The organism is Nocardia sp. A7, from assembly GCF_046549215.1.
Taxonomy (GTDB): Bacteria; Actinomycetota; Actinomycetes; order Mycobacteriales; family Mycobacteriaceae; genus Nocardia.
Genome location: NZ_JAJPWE010000001.1, coordinates 567,609 through 590,657 on the forward strand (window position 1 = coordinate 567,609; position 23,049 = coordinate 590,657).

Here is a 23,049-nt window from a genome sequence, read left to right on the forward strand (position 1 = left end):
TCCTGCGGGACCGACGTCACGCAGAGGTGAGATTCTCCGCCTCGGGCTTCGGGAAGAAACCGATCTCGATGTAGTGATCGAAGTAGCGGGCGATGGCCTTGGCGTCGACCGCGGGAAATTCGATCGGGTGCCCGCGGAACGGTTCGACAGGCGCGGCTTCCACCGCACTCAGTACCGTCGCCGGATTCGCCTGGGCGATCGCGGCCGCGTAGTTGCCGCTCAACGCGGACGCCCTGGCCAGGATCGGGTCGGCGTCCTGGCGTTCGGCCGCGGTGGACAGCTGCAGACCGAATTCCATCGGGTCGATGAAGTCGAAACGGTAACCGCGGCTGCGGATTTCCTCGTAGACGACCTGCAGCGGTACCTGCGCACCGGCTGCCCGGAAGATATTGCCGACGGCCCCGGCGTCGCGGGACCGGCGAACGATCCCCGCCGCGACATGATCGACCGGCGCCATCTCGATGCCGATCGCCCGCACATCGACAGCCACCCCGAGCACGAGCATGGCGCGCAACATCGTCCACCAGGCGTCCTCGGCCGGGGCGACGCCGGTGCGGGAATCGCCGGTGATCAGGCCGGGACGGTAGACGGCGATGGGAACGCCGCGCTCGATCGCGGTGTGCACGAGCTGCTCGGCGACCCACTTGGTCATCGCGTAACCGGGCAACCCGGCGGGCACACCGTTGTCCTGCGGGATCCCCGCCAGCACCGACAGCGTCGACACATAGTGGATCGGCTTGACCCGCGTGGTGGTGGCAAGGCGCAACACCTCGGTGGTGCCGCAGACATTGGCCGCCCGCATCCGCGCATACGGTTCGAGGTGGTTCACCAGCGCACCGTTGTGGTAGATCGCGTCCGCTCTGGCGGCGAGTTCGGCGAAGCGCAGGGGGTCCATGCCGAGGTTCGGTTGCGCTAGATCGCCTGGTACGCCGATGATTCGGCCGAGGTGGGGCGTCAGGTCGATGCGGTACTTCGCTGCCGTCGAGACGACGCGATCCACGGCGCCCTCGTCGTCGGTGGCACGGACCAAGCAGTAGACGGTCGCCGTGGTCTGTTCCAGGAGTTCGCGCAGGAGAAAGCTGCCGAGGAAACCGGTGGCGCCGGTGAGCAGCAGTGTGGCCGGTTCGCCGGTGCGCTGGGGCGCGCAACCGGTGAGGTCGATCGACGGGTCGAGGATCGCGTCGACGGCCGGGTCGGGGCCTGCGGCCGAGGCCGATGACTCATCGCGCACGGCCAGTGCCAGGTCGCTGACCAGCGGATAACTGAACAGCAGGCGCAGCGGCACCTCGATGCCCAACTGCTCGGCGAGCGCGGCGCGCACCCGGATCGCCGCGAGTGAGGTGCCGCCGAGGACGAAGAAGTCGTCGTCGCGGCCGACCCGCTCGAGGTCGAGCACCGTGGCGATCGCCGTGGCGACGATCTGCTCGTCGGCGGTGACGGGTGCCTGGTATTCGCGGATCTCCACGGCGGGCGCGGGCAGCGCCTTGCGGTCGAGCTTGCCGGTCGCGCCGAGCGGGAACTCTTCCAATGCGAGCAATCGGTGCGGGATCATGTACGGCGGCAACAGGGTTCGGATCGTCGCCAGCACCTCGGCGGTGTCCACGCCCGAGGGCGTCACGTAACCGACGAGCTGTTCGTGGTGCACCGCGACCGCCGCACCCGCGACCGCCGGGTGCGTGCGCAGCGCCGCCTCGATCTCACCGGGCTCGATGCGCAGGCCGTGCAGCTTGAGCTGAACATCGGTGCGGCCCAGGTAGGTCAGGTCACCGGTGGGGAGCCTGCGTACCAGATCGCCTGTGCGGTACATACGTTCGCCGACCGGGCCGTACGGGTCGGCGACGAATCGCTCCATCGTCTTGTCGGGGCTGCCGAGGTAGCCGCGGGCAAGTTGCGCACCGGCCAGGTACAGCTCGCCGGGCGTGCCGACGGGTACCGGCTGCAGGCGGGCATCGAGGACGTAGGCGCGAGAGTTCCAGTGCGGCAAGCCGATCGGAACGATGCCGTCGCCGATCTCGGTCACATCGGCGCCGGTGATGGACACCGTGGCCTCGGTCGGGCCGTACAGATTGTGCAAGCGGCCCGCGGTGACGGTGGTGAAGCGTTCGATGGTGGCGTTCGGCAGGGCTTCACCGCCGACCCAGACCGCGCGCAGCGAACGCAGGACGCCGGTCGGTGCGGCATCGAGCAGCATCTGCAGCACCGAAGGCACGATGGTGGTGCCGGTGACCCGGTGGCGCGCGATGAGTTCGGCCAGATAGGCCGGATCAGTGAGGCCCTGCGAGGCGGCGACGATCATGTGCGCGCCGGCGCGCAAGGGGGTGGCGAAACCGATCATCGAGGCGTCGAAGGTGAACGGAATCGACTGCAGGACAGTGTCGGACTCCCGCACCCCGTATTCGCCGACCATGAACGCCGCCTGGTTGACGATCGCCGAATGCGGCACGCCGACGCCCTTCGGCTTGCCCGTCGAGCCGGACGTGAAGATCACATACGCCAGGTCGAGCGTGCGCAGCGGACGGAGCCGGTCGGCGTCGGTCAGCCAGGTGTCCGAGAAGTCCGCGTCGGCGACCTCGTTCACCGAGATGACCGGCAGTCCGGGCGCCACGATCGCGTCGGCCGCGGTGGTCAGCAGGCAGACCGGTTGCGCGGCGGCGAGAATGTCGGCGCGGCGCTCGGCGGGCGAATCGGGATCGAGTGGCACATAGGCACCACCGGCCGCGAAGACCGCGTACATCGCGACGACGAGCTCGATCGACGGCCGAATCGCCACGCCCACAGTGCTTCCCGGACCGACACCGTCGGCGACGAGCAGGCGGGCCAGCCGGTTCACGCGGCGACCCAGCTCGCCGTAGCTCAGCGTCACCTCGCCGAAGGTGACCGCGGGCGCGTCCGGACGGTGCTGGGCGCGGGCCTGGAATTCGTCGAGCAGCGTCGGCTCCGGGACCAGGCGCAGCTCACCCTGCGGCTCGGTCAGCTCGGCCGCGGTCAGCAACGGCAGGTCGCCGACGGGCCGGTGCGGTGCGGCGACGGCCGCGGACAAGAGTCCGGCCAGGCGCGCACCGAGCGTCTCCATCGTCGACGCGTCGAACAAGTCGGTGGCATAGCGCCAGGAGCAGCGCAGTCCGGCGGGCCCGTCGCTGTCCTCGAGCGGAACGACGGTGAGCTGCAGGTCGACCGGCGCGGCCTCCTCGCCCAGATCCACCGCCGACACCGTCAACTCGGGCAGTTCCAGGCGGGTGGCACCGAAGTTCTGGAACGACAACGCCACCTGGTACAGCGGGTGGTGGGCCTGGGTGCGCGGCGGATCCAGTTCGGCGACAAGACGTTCGAACGGCACATCGGCGTGGGCGAACGCGGCCAGGTCGATATCGCGAACCCGACCCAGCAGGGCCGCGAAGGATTCGGCGGCATCGATACGGGTGCGCAACACGACGGTGTTGACGAACATGCCGACGAGATCGTCGAGCTCGGGTTCACCACGGCCCGCCACCGGTGCGCCGACGGTGACATCATCGGTGCCCGCGACTCGGGCCAACAGCACCGACAGCGCGGCCCGTACCACCATGAACAGCGAGGCATTGTGTTCGCGCGCAAGGGTTTCCAGCGCCTGATGCACCTGCGCGGAGACCGCGAAATCCTGTGCGGCGCCACGAGTGCCCGCCACCGGCGGACGCGGCCGGTCGGTGGGCAGCTCGAGCAGAGCGGGAGCACCGGCGAGCTCGGTGCGCCAGAACCCGAGCTGGGCGGCCAGCAGCGAGTCGGAATCGTCTGCCGCGCCGAGCATTTCCAGCTGCCAGAGCGTGTAGTCCGCGTACTGCACGGGCAGCGGTGCCCAATCCGGCGCCGCACCGGTGGCACGGGCGGCATAGGCGGTCATCAGGTCGCGGGTCAGCGGTCCGAGCGAGAAACCGTCGGTGGCGATGTGGTGCACGACCACCGCCAGCACGTGCTCGGTCGCGGAAAGCTGGAACATGGCCGCGCGCAAGGGAACTCGCCTGCACACATCGAACCCGCCGAAGGTCAGCCGGGCCAGTTCGCCCGGCAGATCGGACTCCGCGATCGGGTCGACCGCCACGTCGAGACCGGCCTGCTCCACCGGCAGCACCTGCTGGAAGCCCGCACCCTCGTGCTCGGGGTACACCGTGCGCAGCACCTCGTGTCGTTCGAGGACATCGTCGAGGGCGGCGGTGAGCGCCGCGGTGTCGAGCGGGCCGGACAGGCGCAGCGCGACCGGGATGTTGTAGGCACTGGAGTCGGGATCCAGCCGCGCCATGAACCACATGCGCTGCTGCGCGAGCGACAGCGGTACGTGCGCACCACGTTCGCGCCGGGTCAGCGGCACCCGCACCGACGCGTCACCGATCAGCGCGTCGAGGGCGGTCGCCAACTCGGCCACTGTGCCGTGTTCGAAAACGGTGCGAGCGGGCACCCGCACACCCACCGCCGCACCGAGGCGGCCCGCGAGCTGGGTGGCGAGCAGGGAATTGCCGCCGAGCGCGAAGAAGTCGTCGCCGCGCCCGATCGGATCCGTGCTGAGCAACTCCGCGAAGACGGCAGCGACCGTCTCCTCGGTCCCGGTGCGCGGCGCCTCGAACTCGCGCGCCGCCATCTCGGGGGCGGGCAGGGCCCGGTGGTCGAGCTTGCCGACCGGCGTCAACGGCACCTCGTCGAGCACGACGATCGCGGCGGGCACCGCGTGCTGGGGCAGGTGCTGCTCGGCCTGCCTGGTCAATGCGGCCGTGTCGATGGTCGTCCCAGCGGCCGCGACGACGTAGGAAACGAGCGCACTCTCGCCGCTGGGCAGCGTGCGGATGAGGGTCGCGGAGAAGCGCACCGTGTCATCGGCCGCGAACAGCGCGTCGATTTCGCCGAGTTCGATGCGGAAGCCACGCAGTTTCACCTGCGCGTCGGTGCGACCGAGGAACTTCAGGCCGACCCCACCTGGCACCGGAACCCACTGCACCAGGTCACCGGTGCGATAGAGCCGCCCGCGCCCGAGCGGGTCGGCGACGAACCGGCTCGCGGTGAGCCCGGCCCGATCGTGATAGCCGCGGGCCAGACCGTCGCCGCGAAGATAGAGCTCGCCGGGCACCCGATCCGGGACCGGGTGCAGCCGGGCATCGAGAACCAACGCCGTCATCCCGGGGATCGTGTCGCCCATGGTGATCACGTCGTCGGCCGTCAGCCGCTCACTCATCGCACAGACGATCGTGGTCTCGGTCGGCCCGTACACATTGAAGAACGCGCGCCCCGGTGCCCACCTGGCGATCAGCTCGGGCGGATAGGCCTCGCCACCGACTGCGAGCGCGGTGAGTTCCGGCAGCGCTGCCGCGTCGAGACCGGCCAGGGCCGCGGGGGTGATGAAGGCATGGGTCACCCGTTCGGCACGCAGCAGGTCGGTCAGTTCGTCGCCGCCGTACACCTCGGGCGGCGCGATCACCATCGTCGCGCTCGCCCCGACGGCCAGGAGCAACTCCAGCATGCTGGCGTCGAAGCTGGGTGAGGCGAAGTGCAGCGTGCGCGAATCGGCGGTGATACCGAAGCGGCGGACCTGCTCGGCGCACAGCCCGGCCAGGCCGGTGTGCGTCACCGCGACGCCCTTGGGGACGCCGGTCGAGCCGGAGGTGTAGATGATGTAGGCGAGATCGTCCGGGGAGAGCCTGCGCAGACGTTCGCCCGCGCTCACCGGGGCATCCGACGCGGCGGCGAGCTCGTCGCGGAATTCGTCGGAATCGAGGGACAACCATTGGATGCCCCTGTCCAGCCGCGCCGCGTCCGCGGCCTTGGCCAGCCCGAACCCGGCACCGGAGTCGGCGAGCATATGGGCTACCCGTTCGGCCGGGTAGCGCGGGTCAACGGGCACGAAGGTGGCACCGGTCTTGGCCGCCGCCCAGACCGCGACCACGGACTCGATCGAGCGGGTCAGCGCGAGCACGAAGCGGTCACCGGGACCGAGGCCGCGCGCGATCAGGACCCTGGCCAGGCGCGAGGACCACTGGTCGAGTTCGGTGTAGGTGAGTGTCTGTCCGTCGAAACGCAGCGCGGGCACCTCGGGGGCACGCTCGACGGCGGCCAGCAGCAGCCGAGGCAGCGTGGACGACACGGGTGCGCGGCGGATTCCGCGCGCGGTGCGTCTACGGACGCCAGAAGCTTGCTCAGTCACCGGAAAGGCTTCCCTTCACCATGGATCACCCTTGCGATCGCACATCTCGAACGTCGCTTGGACTCTCGGCTACACGGGGGTATCGGAAAAATCCTGCGTGACGGTACCGCAAATATCTCATCAATTTTGATGGAGTGGCAATTCAGTCGTTTCAACTCACAGTCAAAAGGGTAACGGCGACCGGCCAGTATGGTACACAGCCCACCGGCAGGTCATGGGCAGAGCGAACAGCCTACGAGCGAACGTGAGTTTTCAGATTCGCCCGATACGTCACCTTCGACGCCCGACTGCGCACCCGTGACGATTCACCCGGCGCGACACCGACGAAACCGGAGACCGCGAACACGGCCTCCGGTTTCGTCGGTGTCGCCAGAGAGAACGGTTACCGGGCAGTAGCCCTCGCCGGTCGGCGAACCTGCTCCTGCTCGCCCATCGAGGGGTCCTGCACGCGGGTATTGCCCGCTTCGATCCACTGGATGTCGGCCACGCCGTGGCGGGAGCGGTCGGTCCCACGCACCGCCGACTCGCAGCGCCGGGCCAGATCCCGACGATCAAGTCCGGGATGTTCGAGCGGCTCGAGCACGATCTCGGCGATCATGCCCTTACTGCGCAGCACCCGCTTCGCGGAATCGGCGAACGTGTCGGTGCCGACGAAACCCGGTACGGTGCACGGCATTCCGTCGCTGTCCAGGTAACGCAGCCGCACCGGCTGGACCGGGGTGGTGGTGTCGACGGCGGCCTGGAACATGGCGGGCCGCATCGAGCCGTAGGCCCGGCCGCACCAGGTGGTGCCCTCGGGGAAGACCACGATGCGGTTACCGGCGGACAGGCGATCGGCCACCTGCGCCACCACACCGGGCAGTTCACGCAGTCGCGCCCGCTCGATCGGGATGACGCGGGTGAGCTTGGCCAGTTTGCCCAGCAGCGGCCATTCGACCATGTCGGCACGGGCGACGAAGCTGACCGGCTGCACCGCGGCCAGCGTCACCACATCCGCCCAGCCGATGTGCCCGGCCACGATCATCACCGCGGTCCCGGTGTCGGCGAAGCCCTCGGACGAGGCCTGCTCGGGCGAGCGGTTGTCGATGATGCGCAACCGCATCCCGAGGCAACTCAGTGCCGCCCTGGCGTAGCGGCGCTGCACCTGTTCGCGGCGCGACTTCGGGGTGGCCATGGTCAATACCGGGAAGCTGAGCACCAGCCCGGCGATACCGGCCAGGCGGGCGAACATCCTGGCGGTGCCGACCTCGTCGATCGGCTCGATACAGCCGGACCCACAGGGGCTCGACGGCATCCACGAATGAGAGTGCGTTGCGAGCGGCGCGTCGAACACCATGGACTTACTTCCCGTCGAAATTGGCGGCCGCACTCTGCAGCCGCTCCAGGTACCGGGTGTTGATGGTTTCCATGCCGAGCAGCGCGACGAAGTCGGCGACGGCGAAATCGGGGTCGTGTGCCGGTTCGCCGCAGATCTCGGCGCCCAAGCGCAGGTAGCCGCGCAGCAGCGGCGGCATCTTGGGACGACTCGGCGGGGTCATCTGGTCCAGGGACAACCCGTCGACGACGACCGGGTTGTAGGGGTGCACGCGACGCTCGGGGTCACAGGCGTGACGGCCCAGCAACTGATCGCGCACGCCGCGCACGTTCACCCCGGCCGGATCGGTGGGCGAATCCTGCATCGGCACCGACACGCAGCCCATCACCCAGTCGTAGCCGGTGAGCTGGATGTAGTGCAGGATGCCCGCCCACATGAGGGTGAGCACCGAGCCGTTGCGGTGATCGGGCACCACGCAGGCCCGGCCCATCTCGACGATCCGGTGGCCCGTGGGATCGAGCTGGGTCAGATCGAACTCGGTGGCGGTGTAGTAGCCGCCCGCCGCGTCGACCTTGTCCGGCGGCAGCATGCGGTAGCAGCCGACGAACTGTTCGGAGAACTCGTCTCGAACCAGCAGGTGGTCGCAGTGCTCGTCGAACTTGTCGGCATCGAGGCCGGCGCTGTTGGCCGGCATCTGGAACCCTGGTTCGGAGGCGAACACCTGGTAGCGCAGTCGCTGCGCGGCTTCCCGGTGCTCGGCGTCAGACGCGACGATCAAGGAGTACCGAGATTTCCCCACCCCGGAGTCCGGCGCCGGGGCGGTCAACACGGACGAAATGTTCATACTGCTGATGAAGCCAGTCCGAGCTGGCATCGGAACGACACCTCAGTGTCGTGTCGATGCCAGCTCGGTGAACGAGATGGGGGTCACACCGGGCGTTTACCGACCCGCTGCCCATCGTTCGCCCACCTGCGGTTTTCTAGCCGACCGCGATCGATTTCGACGCTGAACCCGGTACGCGATCGTGCAATTCGGGGGTCGCGGGACGACAATGGCCCGCCGATTCCTCGACGGGCCGCTTCGTGGGCTGGATCAGGCGTTCACCCGTTCCTTGTCGGTCACCGCGGCGTTGTCATCCGTGCGATCGGCCTTCGCGGCCTCAGTTTCCACGCGATCGGCCTTCACGCGATCGGCCTTCCGACGATCGGGCTCCGCGCGCTCGGCTTCGTCGAAGCCGGGGCGCGCGGTCCCGATGAACGCGACCAGCCACCCCGCCACCGCTGCGAAGCGATTGCGGAAGCCGACCAGGTACATCAGGTGCACGGCCAACCACATCGCCCAGGCGATGGTGCCCTTGAACGTGATCCGCTCATTGAGCTTCACCACCGCGCTGAAGCGGCTGATCACGGCCATGCTGCCCTTGTCCCAGTAGACGAACGGCGTGCCCGCGTCCTTCTTGCGACGGATGATGTCGGCGGCGTGGCGGCCCTCCTGCATGGCGACCGGCGACTGGCCGGGGTAACCGTTGAGCGAGGTCATGTCGCCGATGGCGTAGATGTCGGCGTGCCCGCCGACGGTCAGGTCGGGGTTGATCAGGATGCGGCCCGCGCGGTCGGTCTCGGCGCCGGTGGCATCGGCGAGCAGGGTCGCGAAGCCGCCGACCTGCACGCCCGCCGACCACACCACGGTCTCGGCGGCGATCCGGCGCTCCATGCCCTCCTTGTCCTTGACCGTCACCTTGCCCTCGTCGATATCGGTGACGAAGGTGCCGAGCAGCACCTCGACACCGCTGTCGGTGAGCGAGCGCTTCGCGTATTCCGAGAGCCCGCCACCGAAGGGCGGCAGCACCTCGCCCGCACCCTCGACCAGGGTCACTGAAACCTGCTGGTGGAAGTGCCTTTTCGCGAGTTCCTTGATCTGACCGGCCACCTCGACGCCGGTCGCGCCCGCGCCGACCACCACGAAGCTGAGCAGCCGGTGCCTGGTCACCTCGTCGGCGTTCTCGGCCAGGGCGAACACGTGGGCGATCTGGTCGCGCAGGCGCTGGGCGTCATCGATGGTCTTGAGCGAGAAGGTCTTCTCGGCGAAGTCGTCGCGGCCGAAGTAGCTCTGGCTGGCGCCGGTGGCGGCGATCAGCGAGGCGTAGGCGATCTGCCGCGGGCCGTCGGCGGTCTCGTAGGTGAGGACCGCGTTGTCGGCGTCGATGCCGGTGACCTTGCCGAGGCGGACGTCGATCTCGGGGTGGCGGCGCAGTACGTTCTTGATCGGCGGCGCGATCTCCTCTGGCGCGAGCACGCCGGTCGCCACCTGGTACAGCAGCGGCTGGAACAGGTGTTCGGGCGTGCTCGAGATCAGCACGACACCGACTCGTGACTTGGCCAGTTGCTTGGCGGCGGCCAGGCCTCCAAAGCCCGAGCCGACGATGACGACGTCTGTGTGTTCCATGATCGCTCGCTCCAAGATCGCGTTCTAGATCGGTAATTAACCCTTTCCTATGAGTAAACGCGATGCGGAACGTAGATGTTTCCACTGCCTGGGCGCATAATGAAGATGACTCTTATCTGTATAACTAATCAATGGGAGGTACCTGGTGGAACTTCGACAGTTGGCCTACTTCGTGGCCGTCTGCGAGGAGCTCAGTTTCAGTCGCGCGGCCAACCGCTGCTTCATCTCCCAGTCCGCGATCAGCCATCAGATCGCGAGACTCGAACGTGACCTCGGCGCGCAACTGTTCGAGCGCACCACCCGCGCCGTCGTCCCCACCGACGCGACCTCGCGCCTGCTGCCACTGGCCAAGCAGATGCTGAGCCTGGAATCGGCGATCCGCGCCGCCGTTCGCACCACCGGACCGCGCATTCGCCTGGCCGCCAACATGTCCTTCGCGGCACCGTCCCTGTCGGCGATCGCCACCGCACGGGCCGCCCACCCCGACGCTCAGATCGAGTACGTGATCAAACCGTTCCGTCAGCGGATCACCGCGGTGGCCGACGGCGACTGCGATCTGGCGCTGATCCGTGGCAGCGTCGACCAGCCCGGTCTCGCGGTGGAGCAACTGTGGGTCGAGGACCTGGTGATCGCGATCTCGAGCAGTCATCCACTGGCCGGCCGCGGCGAGGTGACCCTCGCCGACCTGAGCCCCTACCCCCTGCTGCTCCCGCCCGAACAAGAACAAGTGTTGTTGCACACACTGATCCGCTCAGCCTTCGCCGACCTCCCCACCGGCCCCACCTTCGGCCCCCCGATCCCCCCCGACCACACTGCCACGATGGAACTGCTCAACCGCCCCGAATCCTGGACGATCCTCTACGAAGGCCCCACCAAGGGCCTACTCACCCTCGACCTCACCGACCACCGCCTACGCATCCCGGTCTCGGCCGTCCTGCGCGAGGACGCCCGCGAGAATCCGATCGTGCAAACCCTGCTCGACGCCCTACACCAACGATAACGGGTGGTACCCTATATGGTGTGATCAAGACGACCGTGTACCTCCCTGAGGAAATCGAGGTCCGGCTCGACGCCGAAGCAGCCGCGACCGGGGTGAGCAAGGCGGAACTCATTCGACGGGGGATCGCCATGCTGCTCGACGCGTCCGAGAGGCCGAAACTCGATGGGCCGCTGCCGGTCTTCGACAGTGGACAGTCGCGCACTGCCGAGGAGATGAACGACGCCGTCTACGACCACATCAAGTCGCGGTCGTCGCGGCGATGATCGTCGTTGCCGATACCTCTGCACTGTTCGCTGCCTTCGACAAGGGCCAGGCCGAGCACGCGCAGTCGGTTCAGGTGATGGAGTCCGAGACCTTGCTGATTTCACCCCTGGTACTCACCGAACTCGACCATCTGGTGCATCGCGACCTCGGCTTCGACGCCGCGATGCAGGTCACCGATGCTTTGATGCGACGGCTGATCGATGGCAGGTACAAGCTCGCGGAACTCAAACACGTCGATCTCGATGCGGCGCAGTCGGTTCGAGCGAAGTACGAGGCTCTGCGGCTCGATCTGGCTGATGCAGTCGGCGTCGCTCTCGCGGACAAGTACCGCACCAACAGCATTTTCACGCTCGACCAGCGAGACTTTCGGGCGATCGAGCCTTTGACGCCCGGCATGCGCTCCTTCCGCATCCTCCCCGCCGACCTCTGACGGTCGACTCGGTCCCCGGTCGTACACTCCGACGATCCCCAGATGATCCAGCTGGGCAACAACATCCGCCTCCCGCTGGAACGGCCGCCGCAATCGCTGATCGGCTAGCTGCCGAGTACGGCCACGGTCAAGGGCGAGCGGGCAGATTCAGCGGTGCGCCGAGGAGTGCGTGAGCCACGGCGGTATGCAGCGTGAGCATGTCGTGGTCCTCGTCCTCGATCGCCCACGCCATCTCTTCCACAGCTCGGACCAGGGCCCAGCCACGGGCACGATCGGGGTCGACAGCCAGTGCTGCGGCGGTGGTGGCGACGACGGTGTTCGCGTGGTCCCGCGTCGGATTCGACTGGATCTGGATCATCAGCAGGAAGCCCGCGTCGAAGGCTGCCTCCCCGAGGCAGGGTTTGGGGTCGATCAGCAGCCATGGTTCACGTTCGGAGGCAACGATATTGCCGAGATGGGTGTCGCGGTTGACGATCAGCAGGGGGCCGTCGGGCTCTGCCAGTTCGGTGCACCAGTGGTCGACATGATCGCGCAACTGGTCCGAAAGCAGTTCGACCAATGCGGAATTCGGCTCATCGAGCCGTCCGCGAAGACCCGTGACAACCTCAGTGGCGAGGGGAAACGGCGGAAAGCCCACCGGGACAGCGCCCGCGGGCCGACGCAGTCTTCGATACAGTCCACACGCGAACGCGACCTTCGCGGCGTTCTCCGGTCGCCCCTCGAGACTCGGAAACCCCGGCTGGTTCAGCAATTCCGTTCCAGGACGCGCCCGTTCGAGCAACAGCGCACCACTGTCCGGGTCGAAGTCGAGCAACTGGACAGCCCCGTCACCGGCGTAGACGTGCAGCGCGGAGGCCTCGGCGCGATTCTCCTCGTCCACCATCGGCACCTTCAGCACGGCCCACGACCGATCCGCACGCTGCGCGGCCGCCACATAGGCATGAGTGCCACCCCGAAACGGCGTGGACAATTCCGACAGCCCCCAGCGCGTCGCCAAATCCGCCACCACGCCGGGCAATCCATCGATCCACCGCGCACCGGCCTGTCCGAACACGGTCCGAACCGTCTCCTCGACCTCGACCGGCAACACCACGCGTCCCAACGACATCAACCCAGCCTGCCGACACCGACCGTGCGGGTCAAACGTCGCGGCAACACCATCAGAAGGTCGGCCGACGGGATCTCGATCGAGGCACGAACACCGACGGCCCGCGAAGCCTGTCCGCGCGTGCGCGGGAACAGGTTTCGCGGGCCGAGGTCAACTCAACCGAAGGTTGTCAGCCCTTGTGGGACTTGACGGCCTCGGTCAGCTGCGGGGAGACGTTGAACAGGTCGCCCACGATGCCGTAGTCGGCGATCTCGAAGATGGGTGCTTCCTCGTCCTTGTTGACAGCGACGATGGTCTTCGAGGTCTGCATGCCTGCGCGGTGCTGGATGGCGCCGGAGATGCCGAGGGCGATGTAGAGCTGGGGCGAGACGGTCTTGCCGGTCTGGCCCACCTGGAACTGGCCCGGGTAGTAGCCCGAGTCGACGGCGGCACGCGAGGCGCCGACAGCGGCACCCAGCGAGTCGGCCAGCGCCTCGACGACCGCGAAGTTGTCGGCGGAACCGACACCGCGACCACCGGAGACAACGATGCTCGCCTCGGCGAGGTCGGGGCGGTCGCCACCGACGATCGGGTCACGCGAGATGACCTTCACGACGCCGTCTTCCTGCGCCGGAACCTCGACCACGACCTGCTCGCCCGCGCCGGCCTGCGGAGCGGACTCGATGGCACCCGGACGGATCGAGATCACCGGCACGTCGCCGGTGGCCTTGGCCTCGACGGTGAACGCGCCACCGAAGATGGAGTGCACGGCCGAGCCGTCGGCGTTGACGCCGATGACGTCGACGAGCAGACCGGAGCCGATGCGCGCGGCAAGGCGGCCCGACACCTCCTTGCCCTCGGCGGAGGCGGCGACCAGCACGGCGGCGGGCGCGGCGGAATCGACCAGGCCGGCCAGGACGTCGACCTTCGGGGTGACCAGGAAGCCCTCGATGTCGTCGGACTCGGCGACATAGATCTTCTCGGCGCCACCGGCGGCCAGCGCGGCGGCCAGCTTGTCGGCGGTACCGGCGGGGCCGGTCACGACGGCGGCGGGCTCGCCCAGCGCACGGGCGGCGGTGAGCAGTTCGGTGCTGACCTTCTTCACGGCACCGTCGGCGTGCTCGATGAGCACAAGTACTTCAGCCATTAGTTCTTTCTCCTTACAAGTCTCGGACGGCGCCGGATCAGATGATCTTCTGACCGATGAGGTAGGACGCGATCTGGTTGCCGCCCTCGCCCTCGTCCGCGATCTTCTCGCCCGCGGTGCGAGCCGGCTTCGGGGTGGAACCGGTGACCTGGGTGCCCGCGTTGGCGACACCGACGGTCTCCGGGTCGACGCCAAGGTCGGCCAGGGTGAAGACCAGGACTTCCTTCTTCTTCGCGGCCATGATGCCCTTGAAGGAGGGGAAGCGGGGCTCGTTGATCTTCTCGGTGACCGAGACGATCGCGGGCAGGGACGCCTCGAGCTTGAAGACACCCTCGTCGGTCTCGCGCTCGCCGGTGATCTTGTCGCCGTCGACGGTGAGCTTGCGCAGGTGCGTCAGCTGCGGGATGCCGATGTACTCCGCGATGATCGCGGGCACGGCACCTGCGCGGCCGTCGGTGGCCTCGTTACCGGCGATGACCAGCTCGACGCCCTCGACCTGGCCGAGAGCGGCGGCCAGCACGTAGGCGGTCTGCACGGCGTCGGAGCCGTGGATGGCCGGGTCGTTGATGTGGATGGCCTTGTCGGCGCCCATGGACAGCGCCTTGCGGATGGCCTCGTTGGCGCGGTCGGGACCGGCGGCCAGCACAGTGACCTCACCGCCCTGGGCCTCCTTGATCAACAGCGCTTCCTCGACGGCGCGCTCGTTGATCTCGTCGAGGACCGCGTCGGCGGCTTCGCGATCGAGGGTGTAGTCACCATCGGTCAGCTTGCGCTCGGACCAGGTGTCGGGGACCTGCTTGATGAGTACGACGATGTTCGGCATCGGTCTTCGTCGACCTCCTTCTGGGGACACGTGAGTGGTGGGGCCGCACGAGCTCAGCCGTACGTCCGTGTGAGATATCTAGCTCAGATCGGAACACTACCCTACGCTAAGTTACCCGTGGGTAACCTATCCGCGCAAGAGGTCCCTGACTCCTGCGTGAACCGGCGGTACCAGTAACCTCGGACCAATGAGCGAGGCTGTGATCCCTGCCGCACCCGCGGCCGCCACACATGAACCACTGCCGTTGACCGGCGAGCGGACGGTGCCCGGCATCGCCGAGGAGAACTACTGGTTCCGTCGGCACGAGATCGCCTATGCCCGCCTGCTCGACCGCTGCACCGACAAGATCGTGCTCGAGGCCGGCTCGGGCGAGGGCTACGGCGCCGACATGATCGCGGGCGTGGCGGCACGCGTCACCGGTCTGGACTACGACGAGAGCGCTGTCGCGCATGTTCGCGCGCGCTACCCGCGCGTGGAGATGATCCAGGGCAACCTCGCCGCCCTGCCCCTCGAGGACGAGTCCGTCGACGTCGTCGTGAATTTCCAAGTCATCGAACACCTTTGGGACCAGGGACAGTTCCTGCGCGAATGCCTGCGGGTGCTCCGCCCCGGCGGCGTGCTGCTGATCAGCACCCCGAATCGGATCACCTTCTCCCCCGGACGCGACACCCCGCTCAACCCGTTCCACACCCGCGAACTCAACGCCGCCGAGCTGACCGAACTGCTGGTCGACGCCGGATTCACGGTCGCCGAGATGCTGGGCGTGCACCACGGCGCGAGCCTGCAAGCCCTCGACGCCAAGCACGGTGGGTCGTTCATCGACGCCCAGATCGAGCGCGCACTGGCCGGTGAGCCATGGCCCGCCGACCTCACCGCCGACGTCGCCGCCGTCACCATCGACGATTTCGACCTGCGTGCGGGCGATATCGACGCGAGCCTGGACCTGGTCGCGATCGCCGAGAAGGCGACGCGTTGAACGATTCCCGCTCCGCCGTGCCGGGCCAGTTCACGCTGGTCCTGCACTCCCACCTGCCCTGGCTCGCCCATCACGGGCGCTGGCCGGTCGGCGAGGAATGGCTCTACCAGTCCTGGGCCGCGTCGTATCTGCCCCTGGTCAAGGTGCTGAAAAACCTTGCCGCCGAAGGGCGTTCGCACCTGCTAAGCCTCGGCATCACGCCCGTGCTCGCCGCGCAGCTCGACGATCCGCACTGCCTCGCGGGCATGCACCACTGGCTGGGTAACTGGCAGTTGCGCGCCGACGAGGCGTCGATGTCGGGCAATGTGGCGCTCGGTCGTCACGAACATCGGCTCGCCGCGACGGCGCTGGCCGATTTCGAACAGAACTGGCAGCACGGCGGTTCGCCGGTATGGCGTTCGCTGATCGATGCCGAAGCGATCGAACTGCTCGGCGGACCCCTGGCCCACCCCTTCCAGCCGCTGCTCGACGCGCGCCTTCGCCAGTTCCAGCTCACCGAGGGCCTGGCCGACGCGCGACTGCGCTGGGGCACCACACCGACCGGCATCTGGGCACCCGAATGCGGCTACACCCCCGGCATGGAAACGGGGTACGACGCCGCGGGCATCACCCACTTCATGGTCGACGGTCCGTCGCTGCGCGGTGACACCTCGCTCGGCAGGCCGGTACGCGATTCCGACGTGGTCGCCTTCGGGCGCGACCTGGCCGTGAGTTACCGGGTCTGGTCGCCGAAACAGGGCTACCCCGGCCAGAGCGCCTACCGCGACTTCCACCATTACGACCACGCGACCGGTCTCAAGCCCTCGCGCGTCACCGGTAAGACGGTCGACGGTCCTGACAAGGCCCCTTACGATCCGGATCTGGCGGCCGAAGCGGTCACCCGCGACGTCGCCGACTTCGTCGAGACCGTCCGCGCCCGGCTGATCGAGGAGTCCGCCCGGATCGGCAGGCCCGCCCTCGTGGTGGCCGCGTTCGACACCGAACTGTTCGGGCACTGGTGGCACGAGGGGCCGCAGTGGCTCGAGCAGGTGCTGCGCGCGCTGCCCGAAGCGGGCGTGAATGTCGGCACCCTCGCCGATGCCCGCGACAAGGGCTACGTCGGCGAACCTGTGCAGCTCAACGACTCCTCGTGGGGTTCGGGCAAGGACTGGCGGGTGTGGGCAGGCGACCAGGTCGCCGACCTCGTCGAGCTCAATGCCGACATCGTTCGCCTGGCGCTGGACACCCTCGACAAGGTGCGCCGCGAGGGTTCCCTGCGCGATCCGGTCGCCGATCAGTTGCTGCGCGAGGCGATTCTCACCGTGTCCAGCGACTGGGCGTTCATGGTCAGCAAGGACTCCGCCGCCGGATACGCCCGCGATCGCGCACACGAACACGCGCACGCGGTCCGCGAACTCGCCGAGGCGATCGGCGCCGGACAGTTCGCCAAAGCGACCCGTCTCGCGGCAGGATGGGCGATGGCCGACGGATTCTTCCCTGGTCTGGACGCGCGGCGGTTGCCGACCGCCGTCCCGTCGGCCGCCGCTGAAGGATTCGTATGAAGATTTTGATGGTGTCGTGGGAGTACCCGCCGGTTGTGGTCGGTGGGCTCGGTCGGCATGTGCATCACCTGGCCGTCGAGCTGGCCGCGGCCGGTAACGAGGTCGTTGTGCTGGCCCGCCGGCCGACGGGAACCGATCCGGTCACCCACCCCACCTACTCCTACATCGCCGACGGTGTGCTCGTCGTCGCGGTGGCCGAGGACCCGCCGTGTTTCGACTTCGGCGAGGACATGCTCGCCTGGACGCTGGCCATGGGGCATGCGATGGTGCGTGCCGGGGTGGCACTCGGCAAGCCCGGCGTCGGCGAGGGCTGGATGCCCGATGTGGTGCACGCGCACGACTGGCTCGTCGCGCACCCGTCGATCGCGCTCGCGGAGTACTACGACGTGCCGCTCGTCTCGACGATCCACGCCACCGAGGCCGGGCGACACAGCGGCTGGGTATCGGGCCGGGTCAACAAGCAGGTCCACTCGGTGGAGTGGTGGCTGACCAATGAATCCGATCAGCTCATCACCTGCTCGACCTCCATGCAGGACGAGGTGGAACGGCTCTACGGACCCGAACTGGCCCCGATCACGGTGATCCGCAACGGCATCGACGTCGGGTCGTGGACCTTCCGTCCCCGCGCGCCACGCTCCGGCCCGCCGCGGCTGCTCTATGTCGGCCGCCTCGAATACGAGAAGGGCGTGCAGGACGCGATCGCCGCCCTGCCCCGCATCCGCCGCGCCCACCCCGGCACCACCCTCACCATCGCCGGTGTCGGCACCCAGTTCGAATGGCTGCGCGAGCGCGCCCGCGTGCACCGCGTCGCCCGCGCCGTCCACTTCGTCGGCAGCCTCGGCCACGACGAACTACTCGGCTGGCTGCACGGTGCCGACGCCATCGTCCTGCCGAGCCGCTACGAGCCCTTCGGCATCGTCGCCCTCGAAGCCGCCGCCGCAGGCGTGCCCCTGATCGCCTCCACCGCAGGCGGTTTGGGCGAAGCGGTCATCGACGGCGTCACCGGCGCGTCCTTCGCCCCCGCCGACATCGACGGCCTCGTAGACGCCACCCGCGCCGTCCTCGACGACCCGGCCACTGCCCAGTCCCGAGCCCACACCGCCCGAGACCGCCTCACCGCCGACTTCGCCTGGGACGTGGTAGCCGCCGAAACCGCCCAGGTCTACTCCACCGCCAAACGCCGAGTCCGCACCTCCCTCGGCCGCCCCGACATCGTGGAACGCCCACTGCCGGAACGAGATCCGAAGTAGATCCCTTTACCATTCACCTGACCACCCAAACGTGATCTGTGTAACAGCGTAGTGTCCGTCGCCGACAACCCTCGGCACCGTCACGGAATCGCGGTGCGCGGCAAGGGGGTCAGCGAGTGGGTCGGCTGCATCAGCCTTGCGACTGATCGCCGACCTCCGAAGGGTGAATCGCCACTGTGTCGTCTCCGCTGCTGTCCAAGGGTCAGAACATTCCGCTTCCCGAGGATGTCGACCGCGTCGACATCGTGATCGGCTGGCCGGAACCCGACATCGAGGTCGACGCTTCCGCACTACTACTCGGTGTCGACCGGCGGGTCGGATCCGATGCCGATTTCGTCTTCTACAACCAGACCGAATCATCGGACGGCTCAGTGCGTTTCCTCGGGACGAGCGCCACCGAGGAAGGCAAGCAGGCCAGGATTTCGATCGACCTGTCGGCCGTTCCCGCACACGTGCACACCATCGCGCTGGCGGGCAGCGTCGGGGAGGGTACCTTCGGGGCGCTGGGCAAACTCGCGTTCCACGTCATCGATCCCGCCGGGCACTCGCTGGCCGAATATCTCACCGCCGACGCGGACACGGAGTCGGCGTTCGTGTTCGGCGAGGTGTACCGACGTGACGGCGCATGGAAGGTTCGGGCCGTCGGGCAAGGGTGGGATTCAGGACTGTGCGGGCTCGCGACCGATTTCGGTGTCGCGGTCGAGAACGCCGAACCTGCGGCCGTGGAGACAGCGGAGCCGGAAGTCGTTGTCTCCGAAGCTCCGGCAGTGCAGGCACCGACTCGTGGCGTGGCGACCACCAGACGTGTGGTGCGCAAAACCAAACCGATCGAATTCCGGCAGGCCGAATCCGACGCCTGGCAGCCCGCTCGCTTGTTCTCGGTCATCGGGGTGGGTGCGGGTGAGGAGCAGGAGCGACGCACCACCTCCGCGCTCATCGCCACCATGCAGGCCGTACGCCCGTTCGCCCGCGCCATCTGTGCCCGGATGGGCGCGCCCGCAGGGGCTTTCGAGGGCTACTTCGAGGTGCAGTACGAATCCGGGGACACCAAGGTCATCCCGGACGCGGTGTTGAAGGTGAGTCGTGGCGCCAAGCAGTGGACCGGTCTGCTGGAAGTGAAGACCGGTAGCGGCAAGCTCCGGCGGGACCAATTGGAAAGCTACCTCGACGTCGCGCGGCGAAAGAAGTACGACGCGGTCGTCAGCCTGTCCAACGACATTCCCGCCGGTCCGGGTGAACTGCCCGTCCAAGTCGACCGCCGCAAGCTGACCAAGGTCGCACTGCGCCATCTGTCGTGGGCCGAAGTGGCCCACGAGGCGCGCATGCTCGCCACTCACGGTGGTATCGACGACGCACTGCAGGCCTGGATTCTCGCCGAGTTCCTGCGCTTCCTCGACCATCCCCGTTCGGGCGCAGCCGAATTCGTCGACATGGGTAGGCACTGGGTCACCATCCGCGATGCCGTCACCCAGGGGACGCTGCGGGCGGGCGACGCGAAAGCTCTGACAGTGGCCGACACGTGGGTCTCACTGTGCAGACATCTCGCGCTGCGGCTCACCGCCGAACTCGGCGTCGAGGTCAAGCATGTCCTCGCCCGCAAGTTCCACTCCGATCCGGCGGTGCGCGCCGCCGCCGTCGCCGAACGGCTGGCCACCGACGGTTCGTTCGAGGCCGTCCTGCGGATCCCCGACACCGCGGGCGACCTCATCGTCATCGCTGATGTGCGGACCAACAAGGTCCGCTGCCGCACCACCATCGCCGCACCAGACGAGGGCACCCAAGCCCGCCGCGTGTCATGGCTGACCAAGCAGCTCACGGATGCGCCAGACCGCGTCCAGGTCGAAGCTGTCTTCGCCGAACGTGGCAACGAGACGTGTGAATTCCTCGACACCGTCCGCACCACCCCCAAGTCGCTCATCGACGGTCGCACCAGTCCGATCGTCTCGTTCAGCCTGGAGCAGACCTTCCCTATGGGCAACAAGCGCTCTGGTACCGCGGCCAGCTTCATCGCCAGCGTCACCACGGCCACCGACGCCTTCTACGGCTCGGTGGTGCAACCGCTGCGCGAGTGGGTGCCCGCGGCACCGAAACAGGCCGACGGCACTCCGGAGCCGGTCGAGTAGTTCGGCTCAGGCCGGGTGGAGGCCGCCGCCGTGGTAGCGGGTGGCGGCGTTCCAGAGGAAGAAGCTGTCTATGCCCGCGTCTCGGGTGGCGTCGATCTGGGCTCGGAGTTCGGCGTCGCCGTAGGTGACGCCGAGGCTGAAGTCCTGGAGCCACGGGGCGATCTTCGCACCGGTGCCCGCGGTGGCCGCTCGGAAGTCCTGGAGTGAGCGGAAGATGATGTCGTAGGGCTGGGCGTTGGGGTTGGCTACGCCGTATTCGCCGGGGCCCCAATGCGATGGGTAGATCATCGGTGCGACGAAATCGACGCTGCGGGAGATGAGGGGGATGTCCTGGGCGATCTCGTCGGGGCGGGTGGAGGCGATTCCGTAGACCGCGGCGCTCAGGTGTGCGCCCGCGAGGTGCACGGGGTAGCGGCTCTCGGCGAGGAAGTCCGCGACCGCGGTGGCGGGTGTGGTGGTGAGTCCAGCGAAATTCATGCTGTTCAGGCTGCCGTCGGGGCGACGGACGTAGTCGTACATGATGCCGTCGAAGCCGAGCTGTGCGGCTTCCACCGCGAGAGCGATATTGTATTGGCGCACTTCAGGATTGGCGAAGTTGGTGAAGGCGACGGGGCCGTAGTGGCTGGAGTAGGGCTGCCCGGACGGATTCTGGACCACCCAATCGGGCCGACCATTGTGCCAGGCCCAGCTCGCGAGCGTCGGATCACGGAATGCGACGATACGGCCGACTACCTGCAGACCCATGTCGTGCAATTGCCGGAGAGCGGCCGGGGCATCGTAGATCCCCTCCGTGGCACCGGACTCGCGGGCCAGCGGCACCTGGGAGGCGTAACCGACCACGCCGTCCTCGTCTTTGATATCGAGCTGCACGGTATCGATACGGCCTTCGCGGGCAAGGTCGAGGACCGCTTCGCGCAGGCCGTCATGCGACCAGGCGTGCGCGGTGACGTGCACCGCGCGCATGCGCGGCAGCGTGCTCGTCGTGACCAGGGTGCTGTCCGCCTGATTGCCGTGCGCGTCCACGGCGACGACCTCGAACGCGGGGGCCCATCGCACCGAGAGCTCGAATGTCCCGTCCGCGGCGGGGACCACCGAATCCGGTCCGATGGACACCCGAACCGCGTCGACGGCGGTGCCGCGCACCACGACCGGCGCGCGATAGGAGCTCACGGGCTCGGGCGGTGTCATCCGCAGCGTCGGCGGCACGGTGTCCGCGGACGGCAACTCGGCGGATCTACTCAGCGCGAAGCCGGCCACCAGCGAGACGACCAGCGCCGCGAGGGCAACACAGATAACAGGGGCCATCCATCGCCGTCGATCGGCCGATCGGAGCTGCAATCCCAACGTCAACACCGCCTTCCAAAACCATTGACGCGCCAACTATTTCGCAGTTCCGACATGGTGTACTCAGTATCGATAGATCGACTGTAATCCGTCGCCGCCGCGTAATATCGCATTGATGATGGGCGGTTCGAACACAATGTTGTGGCTCGCGTCGGCGGCAGCGCTGGCGGCCGCACTCACGGCCTGTACCGCCGTGGACGACGAAGCGATTTCGGCACGTCCATCGGCCGCCCCCACGACGACAGCGAGACCGGCACCGCCGAATCCGGCCGAGATCGCCGCCAATGAACTGGGATTCGTCCCGGTCCTGATGTATCACCAGATCGCCCCGAACCCAGCAGGCGAATACGACCAGACCCCGGCTGAGTTCCGCGACGAACTGGAACGGCTGTACCGCGAGAACTATCGCCCGGTGACCGCCGCGCAATACATCTCCGGCGACCTCGACCTGCCTGCCGGTACCCACCCGGTGGTGCTCACCTTCGACGATTCCACCGGCAGCCAACTCAGTTTCACCGACTCCGGCGCGGTGGCCCCGGACAGTGCCGCGGGCATCCTCGCCGAGTTCGGCGCCCGCTACCCGGACTTCCGGCCGGTGGCCACCTTCTACGTCAACAACGAGCCCTTCGGCGGCGACCCGCGCGCGCTGCCATGGCTGATCGCCCACGGCCACGAAATAGGCGCGCATACCGCCGATCACGCGAATCTCGCGAGCCTGGACGCCGACAATGTGCAACGCGAACTGGTGCAGAACGTGCGCGCGGTGACCACGGCCGCGCCCGGTGCCACCGTGCGCACCATGGCGCTACCACTCGGTGTCTTTCCCCGCGATCACGCGCTGGCTTCGGCGGGCACCTGGGACGGCACCCCCTACCGCTTCGACGCCGTGATGCTGGTGGGCTCCAACCCCGCCCCGGCCCCGTACGGCGCGGTAGACCCCGGGGCGGTGCCGCGCATCCGATCGGGCCGGGGTGCGGTCCCGTTCGATTCGGCCTATTGGCTGGACTGGCTCGCCGCGAACCCGGACCAGCGCTACACCGCCGACGGCGACCCCGCGCGCATCTCCTTCACTCGGCAGCGCGCGACAGAACTCGACGCGCGCTGGCAGGACCGGGCGAACCCGTACTGACGTGAACCCGG

The 23,049-nt window shown here is 68.0% G+C and carries 16 protein-coding genes; 8 read left to right on the forward strand and 8 right to left on the reverse strand.

Annotation, left to right across the window (positions count from 1 at the left end; translation table 11 throughout):
- Window positions 1-16: 16 nt before the first annotated feature.
- From ACLJPD_RS02545 to ACLJPD_RS02560, 4 genes are all read right to left on the reverse strand, one after another.
- Window positions 17-6,163: an amino acid adenylation domain-containing protein gene (locus ACLJPD_RS02545; RefSeq protein WP_410870064.1), complete on the reverse strand. Its 6,147-nt coding sequence runs from the start codon at window positions 6,161-6,163 to the stop codon at window positions 17-19.
- 382 nt (window positions 6,164-6,545) lie between these two features.
- Window positions 6,546-7,457, reverse strand: coding sequence for a lysophospholipid acyltransferase family protein (locus ACLJPD_RS02550; protein WP_410870065.1), 912 nt, complete (start codon window positions 7,455-7,457; stop codon window positions 6,546-6,548).
- A 46-nt stretch (window positions 7,458-7,503) separates the two neighbouring features.
- Entirely contained in the window at window positions 7,504-8,322 is an 819-nt protein-coding gene (locus ACLJPD_RS02555) for a GNAT family N-acetyltransferase (protein WP_410870066.1), read from the reverse strand.
- 249 nt (window positions 8,323-8,571) lie between these two features.
- Window positions 8,572-9,924 carry an NAD(P)/FAD-dependent oxidoreductase gene (locus ACLJPD_RS02560; RefSeq protein WP_410870067.1) on the reverse strand — a complete coding sequence of 451 codons (1,353 nt, stop codon included), beginning with the start codon at window positions 9,922-9,924 and terminating at the stop codon, window positions 8,572-8,574.
- A 145-nt stretch (window positions 9,925-10,069) separates the two neighbouring features.
- Between ACLJPD_RS02560 and ACLJPD_RS02565 the strand changes: the two genes are divergently transcribed.
- The 3 genes from ACLJPD_RS02565 to ACLJPD_RS02575 are packed head-to-tail and all read left to right on the forward strand — an operon-like array spanning window position 10,070 to window position 11,618.
- Window positions 10,070-10,924 (forward strand): LysR family transcriptional regulator, encoded by an 855-nt coding sequence (locus tag ACLJPD_RS02565; RefSeq protein ID WP_410870068.1) that lies wholly within the window; start codon window positions 10,070-10,072, stop codon window positions 10,922-10,924.
- A 20-nt stretch (window positions 10,925-10,944) separates the two neighbouring features.
- Window positions 10,945-11,187 (forward strand): ribbon-helix-helix domain-containing protein, encoded by a 243-nt coding sequence (locus ACLJPD_RS02570; RefSeq protein WP_400382334.1) that lies wholly within the window; start codon window positions 10,945-10,947, stop codon window positions 11,185-11,187.
- Entirely contained in the window at window positions 11,184-11,618 is a 435-nt protein-coding gene (locus tag ACLJPD_RS02575) for a type II toxin-antitoxin system VapC family toxin (RefSeq protein ID WP_410870069.1), read from the forward strand. The genes ACLJPD_RS02570 and ACLJPD_RS02575 overlap by 4 nt, the downstream gene beginning before the upstream one ends.
- Before the next feature lie 127 nt (window positions 11,619-11,745).
- Here ACLJPD_RS02575 and ACLJPD_RS02580 read toward each other — a convergent pair whose 3' ends face one another.
- The 3 genes from ACLJPD_RS02580 to ACLJPD_RS02590 all read right to left on the reverse strand — a co-directional run bounded on the left by ACLJPD_RS02580 (window position 11,746) and on the right by ACLJPD_RS02590 (window position 14,675).
- Window positions 11,746-12,726, reverse strand: coding sequence for an aminoglycoside phosphotransferase family protein (locus ACLJPD_RS02580; protein ID WP_410870070.1), 981 nt, complete (start codon window positions 12,724-12,726; stop codon window positions 11,746-11,748).
- 169 nt (window positions 12,727-12,895) lie between these two features.
- Entirely contained in the window at window positions 12,896-13,852 is a 957-nt protein-coding gene (locus tag ACLJPD_RS02585; protein ID WP_410870071.1) for an electron transfer flavoprotein subunit alpha/FixB family protein, read from the reverse strand.
- Between the two features lie 37 nt (window positions 13,853-13,889).
- Window positions 13,890-14,675, reverse strand: a complete 786-nt coding sequence (locus tag ACLJPD_RS02590) for an electron transfer flavoprotein subunit beta/FixA family protein (RefSeq protein ID WP_410870072.1) — start codon at window positions 14,673-14,675, stop codon at window positions 13,890-13,892.
- A gap of 187 nt (window positions 14,676-14,862) precedes the next feature.
- On the opposite strand from ACLJPD_RS02590, the gene ACLJPD_RS02595 reads away from it, so the two are divergent.
- The 4 genes from ACLJPD_RS02595 to ACLJPD_RS02610 all read left to right on the forward strand — a co-directional run bounded on the left by ACLJPD_RS02595 (window position 14,863) and on the right by ACLJPD_RS02610 (window position 20,565).
- Window positions 14,863-15,651: a class I SAM-dependent methyltransferase gene (locus ACLJPD_RS02595; RefSeq protein WP_410870073.1), complete on the forward strand. Its 789-nt coding sequence runs from the start codon at window positions 14,863-14,865 to the stop codon at window positions 15,649-15,651.
- Window positions 15,648-17,192 (forward strand): 1,4-alpha-glucan branching protein domain-containing protein, encoded by a 1,545-nt coding sequence (locus ACLJPD_RS02600; RefSeq protein ID WP_410870074.1) that lies wholly within the window; start codon window positions 15,648-15,650, stop codon window positions 17,190-17,192. The genes ACLJPD_RS02595 and ACLJPD_RS02600 overlap by 4 nt, the downstream gene beginning before the upstream one ends.
- Window positions 17,189-18,442, forward strand: a complete 1,254-nt coding sequence (locus tag ACLJPD_RS02605) for a glycosyltransferase family 4 protein (RefSeq protein WP_410870075.1) — start codon at window positions 17,189-17,191, stop codon at window positions 18,440-18,442. The genes ACLJPD_RS02600 and ACLJPD_RS02605 overlap by 4 nt, the downstream gene beginning before the upstream one ends.
- A gap of 176 nt (window positions 18,443-18,618) precedes the next feature.
- Window positions 18,619-20,565, forward strand: coding sequence for a TerD family protein (locus tag ACLJPD_RS02610; RefSeq protein WP_410870076.1), 1,947 nt, complete (start codon window positions 18,619-18,621; stop codon window positions 20,563-20,565).
- Window positions 20,566-20,571: 6 nt separating this feature from the next.
- Here ACLJPD_RS02610 and ACLJPD_RS02615 read toward each other — a convergent pair whose 3' ends face one another.
- Entirely contained in the window at window positions 20,572-21,870 is a 1,299-nt protein-coding gene (locus ACLJPD_RS02615; RefSeq protein ID WP_410870077.1) for a putative glycoside hydrolase, read from the reverse strand.
- Window positions 21,871-22,024: 154 nt separating this feature from the next.
- Here ACLJPD_RS02615 and ACLJPD_RS02620 point away from each other — a divergent pair, with 154 nt between their 5' ends.
- The gene (locus tag ACLJPD_RS02620; RefSeq protein WP_410870078.1) at window positions 22,025-23,038 is read left to right on the forward strand and encodes a polysaccharide deacetylase family protein; all 1,014 of its coding nucleotides are present in this window, start codon (window positions 22,025-22,027) and stop codon (window positions 23,036-23,038) included.
- Window positions 23,039-23,049: the final 11 nt, after the last annotated feature.

Coding starts and splice junctions, on each gene's coding strand:
- ACLJPD_RS02615 (WP_410870077.1), bottom strand. CDS start 21,870: ATGGCCCCTGTTATCTGTGTTGCCCTCGCGGCGCTGGTCGTCTCGCTG.
- ACLJPD_RS02560 (WP_410870067.1), bottom strand. CDS start 9,924: ATGGAACACACAGACGTCGTCATCGTCGGCTCGGGCTTTGGAGGCCTG.
- ACLJPD_RS02575 (WP_410870069.1), top strand. CDS start 11,184: ATGATCGTCGTTGCCGATACCTCTGCACTGTTCGCTGCCTTCGACAAG.
- ACLJPD_RS02580 (WP_410870070.1), bottom strand. CDS start 12,726: ATGTCGTTGGGACGCGTGGTGTTGCCGGTCGAGGTCGAGGAGACGGTT.
- ACLJPD_RS02555 (WP_410870066.1), bottom strand. CDS start 8,322: ATGAACATTTCGTCCGTGTTGACCGCCCCGGCGCCGGACTCCGGGGTG.
- ACLJPD_RS02550 (WP_410870065.1), bottom strand. CDS start 7,457: ATGCCGTCGAGCCCCTGTGGGTCCGGCTGTATCGAGCCGATCGACGAG.
- ACLJPD_RS02620 (WP_410870078.1), top strand. CDS start 22,025: ATGATGGGCGGTTCGAACACAATGTTGTGGCTCGCGTCGGCGGCAGCG.
- ACLJPD_RS02595 (WP_410870073.1), top strand. CDS start 14,863: ATGAGCGAGGCTGTGATCCCTGCCGCACCCGCGGCCGCCACACATGAA.
- ACLJPD_RS02590 (WP_410870072.1), bottom strand. CDS start 14,675: ATGCCGAACATCGTCGTACTCATCAAGCAGGTCCCCGACACCTGGTCC.
- ACLJPD_RS02605 (WP_410870075.1), top strand. CDS start 17,189: ATGAAGATTTTGATGGTGTCGTGGGAGTACCCGCCGGTTGTGGTCGGT.
- ACLJPD_RS02585 (WP_410870071.1), bottom strand. CDS start 13,852: ATGGCTGAAGTACTTGTGCTCATCGAGCACGCCGACGGTGCCGTGAAG.